The 13065-nt window shown below is 68.8% G+C and carries 13 protein-coding genes; 8 read left to right on the forward strand and 5 right to left on the reverse strand.

The window, feature by feature from the left end:
- The first annotated feature begins 112 nt into the window (after nt 1–112).
- On the forward strand, nt 113–769 hold the full coding sequence (locus tag ASG69_RS02465) for a TetR/AcrR family transcriptional regulator (RefSeq protein WP_235578814.1): 657 nt from the start codon (nt 113–115) through the stop codon (nt 767–769).
- On the opposite strand, the gene ASG69_RS02470 is transcribed toward ASG69_RS02465, so the two are convergent.
- Nucleotides 759–1736: a LacI family DNA-binding transcriptional regulator gene (locus ASG69_RS02470; RefSeq protein ID WP_056447165.1), complete on the reverse strand. Its 978-nt coding sequence runs from the start codon at nt 1734–1736 to the stop codon at nt 759–761. The genes ASG69_RS02465 and ASG69_RS02470 overlap by 11 nt on opposite strands.
- Before the next feature lie 126 nt (nt 1737–1862).
- Here ASG69_RS02470 and ASG69_RS02475 point away from each other — a divergent pair, with 126 nt between their 5' ends.
- Complete coding sequence (locus ASG69_RS02475; RefSeq protein WP_056447168.1) at nt 1863–2909, forward strand: Gfo/Idh/MocA family oxidoreductase; 1047 nt, start codon at nt 1863–1865, stop codon at nt 2907–2909.
- Nucleotides 2906–3685, forward strand: a complete 780-nt coding sequence (locus ASG69_RS02480; protein WP_027504036.1) for a TIM barrel protein — start codon at nt 2906–2908, stop codon at nt 3683–3685. The genes ASG69_RS02475 and ASG69_RS02480 overlap by 4 nt, the downstream gene beginning before the upstream one ends.
- A gap of 7 nt (nt 3686–3692) precedes the next feature.
- Here the strand turns inward: ASG69_RS02480 and ASG69_RS02485 are convergent, their stop codons facing one another.
- Both ASG69_RS02485 and ASG69_RS02490 read right to left on the reverse strand, forming a co-directional pair.
- The gene (locus tag ASG69_RS02485; RefSeq protein WP_056447171.1) at nt 3693–4460 is read right to left on the reverse strand and encodes an ANTAR domain-containing protein; all 768 of its coding nucleotides are present in this window, start codon (nt 4458–4460) and stop codon (nt 3693–3695) included.
- Between the two features lie 59 nt (nt 4461–4519).
- Entirely contained in the window at nt 4520–5983 is a 1464-nt protein-coding gene (locus ASG69_RS02490) for a helix-turn-helix domain-containing protein (RefSeq protein WP_082544608.1), read from the reverse strand.
- 168 nt (nt 5984–6151) lie between these two features.
- Between ASG69_RS02490 and ASG69_RS02495 the strand changes: the two genes are divergently transcribed.
- From ASG69_RS02495 to ASG69_RS02505, 3 genes are read left to right on the forward strand one after another with little or no spacing between them, the layout of a single operon-like run.
- A complete protein-coding gene (locus tag ASG69_RS02495) occupies nt 6152–7204 on the forward strand; it encodes an amidohydrolase family protein (protein WP_056447174.1) in 1053 nt (350 codons plus the stop codon).
- 1 nt (nt 7205) lies between these two features.
- Nucleotides 7206–7910 carry an iron-sulfur cluster assembly protein gene (locus ASG69_RS02500; RefSeq protein WP_056447574.1) on the forward strand — a complete coding sequence of 235 codons (705 nt, stop codon included), beginning with the start codon at nt 7206–7208 and terminating at the stop codon, nt 7908–7910.
- 37 nt (nt 7911–7947) lie between these two features.
- The gene (locus tag ASG69_RS02505; protein ID WP_056447576.1) at nt 7948–8973 is read left to right on the forward strand and encodes an NAD(P)-dependent alcohol dehydrogenase; all 1026 of its coding nucleotides are present in this window, start codon (nt 7948–7950) and stop codon (nt 8971–8973) included.
- A 17-nt stretch (nt 8974–8990) separates the two neighbouring features.
- On the opposite strand, the gene ASG69_RS02510 is transcribed toward ASG69_RS02505, so the two are convergent.
- Entirely contained in the window at nt 8991–9656 is a 666-nt protein-coding gene (locus ASG69_RS02510) for a 3-oxoacid CoA-transferase subunit B (protein ID WP_056447177.1), read from the reverse strand.
- The gene (locus tag ASG69_RS02515; protein WP_056447180.1) at nt 9653–10417 is read right to left on the reverse strand and encodes a CoA transferase subunit A; all 765 of its coding nucleotides are present in this window, start codon (nt 10415–10417) and stop codon (nt 9653–9655) included. Before ASG69_RS02515 ends, ASG69_RS02510 begins: the two co-directional genes overlap by 4 nt.
- A gap of 193 nt (nt 10418–10610) precedes the next feature.
- Between ASG69_RS02515 and ASG69_RS02520 the strand changes: the two genes are divergently transcribed.
- The gene (locus tag ASG69_RS02520) at nt 10611–11363 is read left to right on the forward strand and encodes an IclR family transcriptional regulator (RefSeq protein WP_056447183.1); all 753 of its coding nucleotides are present in this window, start codon (nt 10611–10613) and stop codon (nt 11361–11363) included.
- A gap of 445 nt (nt 11364–11808) precedes the next feature.
- Nucleotides 11809–13065, forward strand: a complete 1257-nt coding sequence (locus ASG69_RS02525) for an ice-binding family protein (RefSeq protein ID WP_056447186.1) — start codon at nt 11809–11811, stop codon at nt 13063–13065.

Here is a 13065-nt window from a genome sequence, read left to right on the forward strand (position 1 = left end):
CGTCGTGGGGCCTCTCTGTCGTTCGGTGTGGTAACAGTGTCTTCCTGCATGACAGTCACTGTCAAACTGGTTGTTGATGTAGGGTGACGGCCATTCGGAGAGGAGTGATGTCGTGAGTGGAGACGGCTCGACCGAGGTGGCGGCGACACCGGTGCCCGATCTGCGGGAACGTCGGCGTCGCGACATGTGTTCCGAGATCTCACTGGCGGCGCTGGAACTCTTCGAGCGTCAGGGATTCGCGTCCACCACCGTCGGCGACATCGCTCGCGACGCGGGTATCTCGCAGAGCACGTACTTCCGTCACTTCCCCACGAAGGAGCAGTCCGTCGTCGGCTTCGATGCCGGGCTCGAGCGCGAGATCCTGGCGTGGGTGACCGAGGCCGACCTCGCGGGTGTCGGTCTGGCCGGCATCGAGGACATCGTGGAGCGGTTCCTCCGGCGCATGAGTGCGGCGAACACGGCGTCGTCCGACCGCGTGATGCGCATCCGTCGGCTGATCGTGTCGGATGCGCACCTACGGTCCGCGGCGATCGCCCTCGACGAAGTGGTCATCGCTCGCCTGGCCGACGCGCTGGCGGCGCGAGTTCCGCGATCGCCCTCCCGCCTGACCGCCGAGACGGCGATCATGACCGTCCGGGTCGCGTTCGACTCGTGGGCGGCGCGCGTGGACGACGGGGATCAGGACGCCGACCTGGCGGAGATCTATCGCGTCGCGTGCCGTGATCTGCGGACCGTCGTGACCGGTGCCGCCCCGGACGTCACGACGTAGCCCTCGGTGCGCCGGTGGTCGACCGTGACACCAGGCTGGGCGTCAGCACGATGCTCGGCGCACTGTCGTCGACGGTGAGGGTGAGTGCGGCGTCCACCGCCGCGTCGGCCAGGCTCTCGGCGTCCTGGGACACCGTGGTGAGTGCGACGTGGTCCAGTCCGGCGACGCGCGAGTCGTCGTACCCGATCACCGACATGTCCCGCGGCACGGCGAGTCCGCGAGCGACCAGTGCGGCGAGAACGCCTGTGGCGCACCGGTCGTTGAAGGCGATCACGGCGGTGGGAGGGTGCTCTGTGTCGAGGAGTCCCTCGACTGCTCGCGCTCCGTCGTCCTCCGTGAGGCCGCCCCGCACCACCTCGGCTCGGGCGTCGTCGATGTGGGACAGGGCGTCCAGGAAACCGGCGGATCGGTCCTCGCTGCCCGGTGCGCCGTCGCCGTCGACGAAGGCGATGCGCCGATGGCCGAGCTCCTCGAGATGCCGTACCGCCAGCGTGATGCCGGCGACGTCGTCGCTGCGCACCGTCACCGTGTCCGGGGTGTCGACACGGCGAGCGACGACGACGGTGGGAACGGTGCGGGCGAGCGCGGCCAGCTCGTCCTCCGGCAGTCGGCTGCCGAGGAGGATCGTTGCCTCGCAGCGATCGTGACGAAGGGAGTCGATGGCCGCTGTCTCACCTCTGCTGGGTGCGACGGCGCTGAGAGCCACCTCGTAGCCCCGTCGAGCCGCGGCGGAATAGACGTGTTCGACCAGATCCCCGTGGAACGGTTGTTGCAGCTCGAAGACGACCCCGAGAAGCCGGGAGTGCGACTGCCGCAGACTGCTCGCCCGTCGATCGCGGACGTATCCCAGTTCGTCGGCGATCTCGCGTACCCGTGCGCGGGTCGCGTCGCTGGCACCGGGGGAGTCGCGGAAGACGATGGACACCAGGGCGGTCGAGACTCCCGCCGCCCGTGCCACGTCGGTCATCGTGACGGGACGCTCGGTTCGTCTCCTGGTGGTCACGCACCGATCGTACGGGGGTGTTGACGCCGGCGTCTAGTACGTTCTAGCCTCTGCGAACAGGCAAACTAGAACGTACTAGTAGGAGGCGTCATGGCAGTCGATCGTTCGGAGGTGGTGGGCATCGCGGTGCTCGGTGCGGGCAGGATCGGCGCCAACCACGCCGAGATCGTCGCGCGCCGGGTACCGGGTGCCGCACTGCGGGCAGTGGCGGATCCGGTGCCCGGCGCCGCCGACAGGCTCGCCGGGGAACTCGGTGCACCGACGGCGTCCACCGACATCCACGAGACCCTGCGGCGTGACGACGTCGACGCGGTCGTGATCTCCGCCCCCGCGCGGAGTCACACCGAACTCGTCGTCGCGGCCGCGGAGGCCGGGAAGCACGTGTTCGTCGAGAAGCCGATGGCCGTGACCCTCGAGGACGCGGACCGTGCCATCGCCGCCGCACGGGCCGCGGGAGTGACACTCCAGGTGGGCTTCAACCGACGCTTCGCGCCGGGATTCGCGGCGGCACGTCGGGCCGTCGACGAGGGCAGGATCGGTACGCCCCAGCTGCTGCGGTCGCTCACCCGTGATCCCGGCCCGTGGGGTGGAGATCCGAGCCGCGTTCCAGCGTGGACCATCTTCCTGGAGACGCTGATCCACGACTTCGACACGCTGTGCTTCCTCAACCCGGGATCCGCTCCGGTGCGCGTGCACGCCATGGCCGACGCGTTGATCCGGCCCGAGGCCAGGGACGACGGCTTCCTCGACACCGCCGTCGTCACCATCGCGTTCGACAACGGCGCCCTCGCGACGGCCGAGGCCAACTTCTCCGCGCTGTACGGCTACGACGTCCGCGGAGAGGTGTTCGGATCCGGCGGCATGATCACTGCCGGCACCACGGCGTCGAGCGACATGACCCTGTACGACGCTCGCGGGATCACCGTGGACACCGCCCGTCGCGACACCGATCTGCTGCGCGAGGCCTACATCGGAGAATTCACCGCGTTCGTGTCCTCGGTCCGCGACTCGACGCCCGCGGTCGTCGGTGGAGCCGACGCACGGGTAGCCCTGTCGATCGCGCTCGCCGCGATGGAGAGCGTGCGGTCCGGCGCCGCGGTCACCGTCGCGGATCTCGACTCGGACGGTGTCCGATGACGTACACGCTGGCGGCCAGCGCCGAGATGCTCCACCTCGATCTGCCGTTCGTCGATCGGGTCCGACGGATCGCGGACCGCGGCCTGCAGGTCGAGATCTGGAACTGGTCGACGAAGAACATCGACGATCTGCGGGCCACGGGTGCCCGGTTCTCCTCGATGACCGGGTACCTGAGCGGAAGCCTCACCGACCCGGACGGCATCGACGAGTTGCTCCGCACCGCCGCGGAGTCGCTGCGCGTGGCCGATCGGCTCGACTGCCCGCGCCTGAATCTGCACGGCACAGGTCTCGATTCCGAAGGGTTGCCGGTCCACCCCGAGCACACGGTGACCCCCGACATGTGGCTCCGGGCGGCCGACACACTGCGCCGGGTCGCGGAGCTGGGCGAGCGTGCCGGTCGCGTGTTCACCCTCGAGAACCTCAACACCGCGGTCGATCACCCCGGTACACCGTTCGCCACCGCGGCGGACACGCTCGCACTCGTGTCCGCGGTGGACAGTGCGGCCCTGCGCCTGAATCTGGACCTGTACCACGCTCAGATCGGCGAGGGGAACCTCATCGAGACGGTGCGGCGCTCGCTTCCCTGGATCGGCGAGATCCAGGTGGCCGACGTTCCGGGGCGCTGCGAACCGGGCACCGGGGAGATTGCCTACCCGGTCGTCGCCGCCGCACTGCGCGAGATGGGGTACGACGGTGTCGTCGGTCTCGAGGGGTGGGCACGCGCCGATCCCGACGAGGCACTCGACGCCTTCGAGGCGGCGTTCACGGCGCCGTGATCGTCGGTCAGCTGTCCTCGGTGATCCGGCGGGCCACGTCGACGAGTGGCAGTTCCGCTGCGGCAGCGGCTTTCTCGAGTAGTGCTCGGGCCTCGCCCATGTCGAGATCGTCCCGCACCATGAGGATGCCGACCGCGATGCCGACGACCCGGCGGTCCGCCATGGCCGCACCGATCCGTCGGACTCCGGCGACGAGGTCGCGCCCGCGGCCGTAGGACCACAGGGCGGTGTCGAGGTGGTCCACGAGGACGCACACCAGATCGTCCTCGGCCTCGACCTGCGCGGAGGACAGGGGAGGCCCCGCGGCGTACAGGTTGACCGATCCGGCGGCCGCCTCGTCGACGGTCAGCGCGCACGCGTGCACCCGGTCCACGCCGGCCCTCGCCGCGAGGGCGGCAAGGGTCGGCCAGAGTCGGGCCACCTCGTCGTGGGAGAAGTGCAGCGACGAGTGTGTCCGCAGCGCGCGCAGGCAGGGTCCGTCGTCGAGGTCGTACTGCTGGGCGTCGAGCGCGAACACGACGGCGTCGGTGGGGGACACGGTGAAGGGGTGGCCGTCCACGGTGGCGGTGATGCCGGCGTGCGCCACGCCGTCGAGTGATCGGACCGCCGCCGCCGCGCCCTGCTCGAGCACGACGAGCAGAGCGGCATCGTCGTCCACCGAGCCGGTCAGAAAATCGGAGACCGTGGTCGTCGCCGTCGAGTCCCGTTCGCGGGCCCGACGGAAGTGGGGGAGGTCGCGCAGTGCGAACAGACGTCGCGTGAGTTCGTCGTCCATGTCCGCGCCCCTCCCGTGAGATCGAGTCGTCCGGGACGAGACTACGCGGCCGACGTGCGTCAGCCGGGGTTCCGCGGATCGATCTTGTAGTAGGCCGTCTTGCGGTAGAGCGTGGCGCGGCTCATCCCCAGCTGACGGGCCGCCTGGCTCATCGTGACCTTGCCCGACGCGAGGACCCGCACTATCTCCCCGTGCTCGAACGCCTCGATGCTCGACAACCGGCGCGTCCGGCCCGCCAGCAGTTCGGCGGGGAGCATCGCGACGTCGACGACGTCCGCACGCGACGCGACTCGCGTGACGAGTTCGCGGAGCTCCGCCGCGCCCTGCGGCCAGTCGTGGTGCTGCAGAGCGCGTTCCGCCGCGGGGGTGATGTGCACGTCGCGTCCGCGCACCGCGCGCGCGAACTCGTGAGCCAACGGCACGACGTCGTCCGGTCGGTCCGACAGTGGGGGCAGCGACACGACCGATGCGACCGCGGAGGCGAGTGCGGCCGGGATGTCGTGCAGTCGTTCGGCGGTGACCGCGAAGGGCATCCGGGTCTCGGCGGACCGCAGCAGGTCGACGAGTGACTGCGCGGCGAAGTCGGGGAGCGTGTCGACGTCGCGCAGGACGACGACCGTGTCGGTGCGATCCGCCTCGTACGTCCACAGGTCGAGCCACGTGTCGACGTCGTCGGGTGCGGGGGCCGCTGCCGAGAGAATGCGGTGGCGCGGGAAGGCGCGCCGCGCAGCGTGCGTCACCAGCGACGAGCGGCCGGAGCCGGGGCGGCCGATCACCGCGACGGTCGATCCCGCGGCCATCGCGGAGTGGGCGTCCGCCTCCAGTCGTGACCACTCCGCGCCGAGTCGAACGCCTGTGCCGGTGGACCCGTGCTCGATACGGAAGAGGCTGCGACGCACCGTCGGTCGCTCTCGTCGACCGGTCGATCGGGACGACATCGACAGCGAGATGGTGCTCGCGGCCGACCGTGCGAGTGTGAGTAGGAGGTCGCTCGACGTCCGGGACCAGGTGGTGAGATTGACGGCACCCTGCAGACGACCCGTCGCGGGATCCAGCACCGGGGCGGCTGCGCAGGTGAAGCCGGTGAGGCTGTGGGAGTAGTGCTGTTCCGCTCGGACCAGGGTGGGTGCCAGGTCTGCCAGCGCGAGACCCAGACCGTTGGTCCCCACCTCCCGTTCCGAGTAGCCGAAACCGGGCGCGAGGTGGACGTCGTCGAGCGCGCGGAGCAACGTGTGGTCCCCGCTCAGGCGGGACAGAACGAGGCCGTCGGCGTCGGTGAGCATGAGGCCCACCGGCTCGGCGGTGAGCGTCCGCTGCAGGTCGGCGAGCACTTCGTCACCGCACTGCCGAAAGAGCGACTCCTGCCGTTCCGTCCCGGCGAAGACCGGCTCGACATGATCGACCGGGATGCCATAGCGCCGACTCCGAAGCCAGGAGGCGCGGAGTCGAGGGGGTACCGCACCGGCGACCGGGTCCACCTCGCGGCCGGAGCCGGTCCGGTGTTCGGGGAGCTGTGCTGGCACGCGGGCGTCCTGGTGGGTCGAAGCGGGTCGGGTTGTGATCCAGGTTACAGCGCCCGAGGGGTGGTCGACCGTCTCAGATTGAGACGCCGGGGACGCCCGCTTCCCGTCCGTCGCGCCCTAGCGTCGAGCCAGTGAAGGTGACGCCAGTCACACGACGAAGGGACCTCGATGTACACCAAGGGCGACAACAGCTTCTTCATCGTCGACGCGCACGTCGCGCTGTGGGACGCGCGGCCCGAGAACCAGCGCAACATCCACGGCAAGCAGTTCATCGACTGCTTCTACGACTACCACCGCAACCTGTCGCCCGAGAGCGAGCTGTGGCCGTACGACGAGTACCTCTACCAGGGCGGCGACCGCCTGATGAAGGACCTCTTCGAGGACGGGTACGTCGATCATGCGATCTTCCAGCCGGCCCACCTCGGGGAGTTCTACGTGAACGGGTTCGGGCAGACGGAGGAGGCATGGGCCCTCACGGCGCAGAATCCCGACAAGCTCACCTACAACCACCACTTCGATCCGCGCAACGGCGAGCGTGGGCTCGATCAGCTCCGCGCCGATGCCGAACGGTTCGGACTGAAGGGCGTCAAGCTCTACACGGCGGAGTGGCACGGAGACTCTCGCGGCTACAAGCTCGACGACGACTGGACCCGGCGTTACCTCGAGGTCTGCCGCGAGCTCGGGATCACCAACATCCACGTCCACAAGGGACCGACCATCAGGCCGCTCGATCGCGATGCCTTCGACGTGGCGGACGTCGATCATGTCGCCACCGACTTCACCGATCTGAACTTCGTCGTCGAGCACTGCGGTCTCCCGCGGCTCGAGGACTTCTGCTGGATCGCCACCCAGGAGCCGAACGTGCATGCCGGGCTCGCCGTCGCGATGCCGTTCATCCACTCCCGGCCGAAGTACTTCGGCCAGATCATGGGCGAGTTGCTCTACTGGCTCGGTGAGGACCGGATCCAGTTCTCGTCCGACTACGCCCTCTGGACACCGCGCTGGCTGATCGAGTCGTTCGTCGACTTCCAGATCCCGGCGGAGCTGAGCGAGTACCCGGAGATCACGATGGACCAGAAGCGCAAGGTGCTGGGCCTGAACGCCGCGAAGATGTACGACATCCCGGTTCCGGCGGAGCTGCAGATCGCCGATGCCGACGAGACGGCCACCGGCCCGCGCGGCGCCGACCGTGCGGCCGACGACGTTCTCGTGGGAGCGTGAGATGACCACCCGTGCCGACTCGGCGATGCGGGCTCTGGACGTGGTGATCGATCCCGAGCTCGACGAGCCGATCACCGACCTCGACTTCGTGCAGTCGCTCACCGTCTCCGAGGACCGTGACGTCGTGGTGCACCTGCGCTTGCCGACGTCCTTCTGCGCGCCGAACTTCGCCTACCTCATGGCCTCCGACGCGAAGGACGTGCTCACCGGCCTGCCCTGGACGCGGAACGTGACGGTGGAACTCGACGACCACCACGATTCACCGATCATCAACGCGGGACTCGCCGCGGACGCGGGGTACCGGGGCACCTTCGCGCACGAGGCGGAGAACGATCTGGAGGAGCTCCGGACGACGTTCCGGCGCAAGGCTCACGTCGCGGCGATGGAGCGGTGCCTGACCGCGCTGCTGAAGCGGGATCCGTCCCGGCGCATGGAGGACATGGGAACCGTTGTGCTGGGCGATCTCCCGGACGACGACACCACCAGGGCACTGCGGTCGCGGCGACGGTCCCTCGGTCTGGACGACGTGCCCGACAGCATCGTCATGGTCGATCACACCGGAGCCGGCTATGCGCAGCTCGACGTGCCGCTCGCACTGCGTCGGGCTCGATCGACCCGCATCTCGATCGACGGCAATGCCCACTTCTGCCGGGGACTGCTCCGTACCCGCTACGACGACCCGGACCGCACGACGGTCGACGCCTGACCTTCCCGAGAAGCCGAGGAGACACATCATGAGCACCATGCGCGCAGTCCAGGTCGTGGGGTACCACGAGAAACTCCGAATGACCGAGGTGCCCGTTCCCACTCCCACGGGGCCGTTCGACGTGGTCGTCCGGATCGGTGGAGCGGGGGTGTGCCGTACCGATCTGCACATCCTCGAGGGGCAGTGGGCCGAGAAGTCGAACGTGACCCTGCCGTACACGATCGGTCACGAGAACGCCGGCTGGGTCCACGCCGTCGGTTCCGCCGTGACGAACGTGCAGGAGGGTGACAAGGTCATCGTCCACCCGCTCATCACGTGCGGGCTCTGCCGCGCCTGCCGATCCGGCGACGACGTGCACTGCGAGATCAACCAGTTTCCCGGCATCGACACGAACGGTGGCTACGCGGAGTACCTGAAGACGTCGGCACGCAGTGTGGTGAAGCTGGACGACTCGCTGGAGCCGGCGGACGTGGCTGCCCTCGCCGATGCCGGACTGACGGCCTATCACGCCGCGTCGAAGGCTTCCCGGCATCTGACTCCCCGCGACCGCGTCGTGGTGATCGGCGCAGGCGGGCTGGGGCACATCGGGATTCAGGTGCTGAAGGCGCTGACCGCGGCCGAGATCGTGGTCGTCGACCGTAACGCCGACGCGGTGAAGCTGGCCCTGTCCATCGGGGCGGATCACGGCGTCGTCGCCGACGGCACCCACATCGAGCAGGTGCTCGAGCTCACCGGCGGGCAGGGCGGCGAAGCGGTCATCGATTTCGTCGGTGAAGGCGGCGCGACGGCGGAGGGCATCGCGATGTTGCGGCAGGCGGGCAATTACCACGTCGTCGGATACGGCGAGAACATCGACGTGCCGACAATCGACATCGTGTCGTCGGAGATCAACGTCATCGGCAACCTGGTCGGGTCCTACAACGACCTGTGCGACCTCATGGCTCTCGCGGCACGCGGGTCCGTCGTTCTGCACACCGCGAAGTACGCACTCGACGACTTCCAGAGCGCCATCGACGATCTGGACGCGGGCACGGTGCGAGGGCGGGCCATCCTCACGCCGTGAGAACGGCCCGCCGCCGGTCAGTGCGTGACGAGGTCGTCGGCGTCGGTGAGGGTGGCGCCGGTGGCGTCGTGTACCTGCGTCGCCGTGACACCGGGCGCGGTCTCCCGCAGGACCAGGGTGCCGTCGCCGACGACGTCGATGACGGCGTAGTCGGTGATGACACGGTCGACGACGGCCTGACCGGTGAGGGGGAGCGTGCACGCGTCGACGATCTTGGGGTTGCCGTCCCGATCGGTGTGCTCCATGACGACGATGACGCGCGCGGCGCCGTGGACGAGGTCCATGGCGCCGCCCATGCCCTTGACCATCTTTCCCGGGACCATCCAGTTGGCGAGGTCGCCGGTCGCCGAGACCTGCATGCCGCCGAGGACGGCGGTGTCGATGTGGCTGCCGCGGATCATGCCGAAGGACAGCGCGGAGTCGAAGAACGCCGCGCCGGGCAGGGTGGTGACGGTTTCCTTGCCGGCGTTGATGAGATTCGCGTCGACCTCGTCCTCGGTGGGGTAGGGGCCGGTACCGAGGATGCCGTTCTCGGAGTGCAGCGTGACGCGGATCGCGGGATCGAGGAAGCCGGGAATCAGTGTGGGCAGCCCGATGCCGAGGTTCACGTAATCACCGTCGCGCAGTTCGGCCGCCGCGCGCCGAGCCATGTTCTCGCGGGTCCATCCGGTGTCGGTGCTCATCGTGCGTCTCCTGCGGGTCGGGTGGTGCGCTTCTCGATGCGGGGTGTCTGTGGGCCGGTCTCCACGATGCGCTGGACGAACACGCCGGGCAGGTGCACGTGCGCCGGGTCGATCTCGCCCGGCTGCACGAGATGCTCGACCTGAGCGACGGTGATGCGGCCGGCCATGGCGGCGAGCGGGTTGAAGTTCATGGCTGCCTTGTCGAAGACGAGGTTTCCGTCGGTGTCACCCAGGTGCGCGTGCACGAGCGCGAAGTCGGCGCGGATGCCCTCCTCGAGGACGTACCGCTTGTCGCCGAAGACGCGGGTCTCCTTCGGGGGGGACGCGAGTGCGACGGATCCGTCGGCGGCGTAGCGCCACGGGAGCCCGCCGTCGGCGATGGGGCTGCCGACACCGGCCGGGGTGAAGAACGCCGGGATGCCCGCGCCCCCGGCGCGTAGTCGTTCGGCGAGAGTGCCCTGGGGAGTGAGCTCGACCTCGAGCTCGCCGGACAGGTACTGCCGGGCGAATTCCTTGTTCTCGCCGACGTAGGACGCGGTGACGCGACGGATCCGGTGCGCTGCGAGCAGGATGCCGAGGCCATGGTCGTCCACTCCGCAGTTGTTGGAGAAGACCTCCAGATCGGTGACGTCGGTGGCGGCGAGGGCGTCGATCAGTGCGTCCGGGATGCCGCAGAGCCCGAAGCCGCCGACGGCCAGGGTGGCGCCGTCCGTGACGCCGCGTATCGCGTCGGCGGGGGTGGACAGGACTTCGGTGGCCACGAGTTCCTCCTGAGATCGAGTACTGATCAGATGTACGGTCCGGTGAGTGGACGTGCGCACTCTCTGCATTCGATCAGGACCACGGCGTCTTCGCAGGCGATACGGGGTCCGGACGGCGAACTGCTCGACTCGTGGAACGATCGGCGGCACGGTGTTCACTGAGTGGACACCCCGCGAGCCCTAGACTGTGGTGATGGCGGAGGCAGCGAGGTCGGTCATCGCGCGAGTCGCGGCCGTGATGCGTGCCGTCGGTGATCACGAGCCGGACGGCGCGTCGACCACCGACATCGCCAGGACCGCCGGGTTGGCGCGGCCCACCGTGCACCGGATGGTCACCGCGTTGGCGGCGGAGGGCTTCGTCGATCGGCACGAGTCGGGCCGGTGGGCGCTGGGGCCCGAGACCTTCCTTCTCGGATCGATGGCAGCGGAGCGGTACGACATCACGTCGAGCGCAGGAGACATCCTGCGCGATCTGGCCCGAACGACGGGGGAGAGCGCCTTCCTGTCGGCACGTCGGGGCGACGAGACGGTCTGCATCGCGAGCGAGGAGGGCAGTTTCCCGCTGCGCTCGCACGTCCTGCACGTCGGCCTGCGCATGCCCCTCGGAGTCGCGTCCGCCGGGTTGGTCATCCTCGCGCACCTGCCCGAACGTGAGCGGAGGGAGTACCTCGACCGTGCAGAGCTCGGCGGCTGGGGAGAACGTCACGCGCCGCGCGAGATCGCCGAACGGGTGGAACAAGTTCTGGTGCAGGGATACTCGGTGAATCCCGGGTTGTTGGTGGAAGGTAGCTGGGGTCTCGGGGCCGCGGTGTTCGATCGCCGCGACGCCCCGGCGTGGGCGCTGAGTCTGACGGGCGTCGCCGGCCGTTTCGACGATGTCCGGCGCCCTGTTCTCGGCGAACAGCTGCTGCGGGCCGCACACGCGTTGACCTCGCGTCTGCGGTGATCGGAGGTCGATGCGGTCGGTCGGACAGAACTGAGGCGGTACATCCAAGTTATTCACCCGTTATATCGCGAATGCATGCCCGATATCGTATCGATGTCGACATCAGAGTCCGAGAATCGTTGTCGCACAGAGATGTCAGTCGTCCATCACGTGATTGTCCGGACTCGACAGAATGTCGCAATTCCGGCATGCATTGACATTACCGTTATCGTCCTGTTCACTCTCATTTATGCCGTAAATCTACGTCGCATTCGACGGAGTCGGCTCGATCTCACACCTGCCCCCGCCACACCTCGGCACCGCGGTCGTCTTCTCGGACGGTCATCGACGCGCCGACGTCGCGGGGGCGTCATCGCACCGCTCTGCGTCGTCGGGGACAGAGTCTGCGCACCACATGTGCTGCATCTCGGATGCGGCACATTCACCACATCGCGCAAGGAACCGCATGATCAGGACACACCTCGACCGCTCTCCCTTCGACGCCGCGAAGCGAGGCCGCCTCCCCGCACTGGGTACCGTCGCCGTCGCCACGGCGGCTCTGATGATCGTCGGCGCGAGCACCGCCGACGCCGCCACTCCGGTGGGACTCGGCACCGCTGCCAGTTACGCGGTCCTGGCCGGTGCGGGCGTGACCAACACCGGCCCGTCGGTCATCTCGGGTGACCTCGGAACCAGTCCGACCGCGGCCGTCACGGGGTTCCCTCCCGGTCTCGTGAACAACGGCACGATCCATGCCGCCGACGCGGTTGCGCTGCAGGCGCAGTCGGACCTCACCACGGCATACGACCAGGCGAGTGCGGAGCCGATCTCGGCGAACGTCGCTGCCGACATCACCGGCAGCACCCTCGCCCCGGGGGTCTACAAGGCTTCCAGCGCACTGGCCCTGAACGGCACCGTCACGTTGGACGGTGGATCGGATCCCGACGCCGTCTTCGTCTTTCAGGCACCGTCCACATTGATCACGGGGTCCGGCAGCAGAGTGGCACTGATCAACGTGAATCCCTGCAACGTCTTCTGGCAGGTGGGCAGCTCGGCGACCATCGGTACCTCCACGACGTTCGTCGGAACGGTACTGGCGCTCACCTCGATCAGCGTCCAGAACGGTGCGACCGTCTCCGGACGTGTGTTGGCGCGCAACGGCGCGGTGACCCTGGACGACAACGTGATCACGGCGAACGACTGCTCCCCGCGGACGACCACCACCCCGGTCGGCGACGGGGGAGTCGTGGTGCCTCCCATCGTGATTCCGATCCCGTCGATCCCGGGACTGCCGTCGATCCCCGGTGTCCCGCCCGTGATCACCATCCCGGGTCTTCCGGGGTTGCCGGGTACACCGCCCACCTCGTCGGTGCCCACCGCACCGGCGGTCCCGCCCACCTCGGACACTCCCGGTACGCCGGGAACCCCGAACACCCCCGGTACGCCGGGAACCCCGAACACGCCCGGAACCCCGAACACTCCCGGAACCCCGAACACTCCCGGAACCCCGAACACGCCCGGAACCCCCGGTGTCCCCACGGGTCCGGACGCGCCGGGCCGGTACTCGCCGGGCAGCCAGATCACTCAGGTCCCGGGTGGTGGCGTCGACACGGGTGACGGCAGCACCGTCCGGTCGGCCGACTACTGGCGGCCCGCGTCGATCGGCCTCGCGGCCGCGGCGATCATCGGGTCGGCCCTGGTGCTGCGTCGTCGAAAGAGCTGA

The organism is Rhodococcus sp. Leaf225 (genome assembly GCF_001426145.1).
Taxonomy (GTDB): domain Bacteria; phylum Actinomycetota; class Actinomycetes; order Mycobacteriales; family Mycobacteriaceae; genus Rhodococcoides.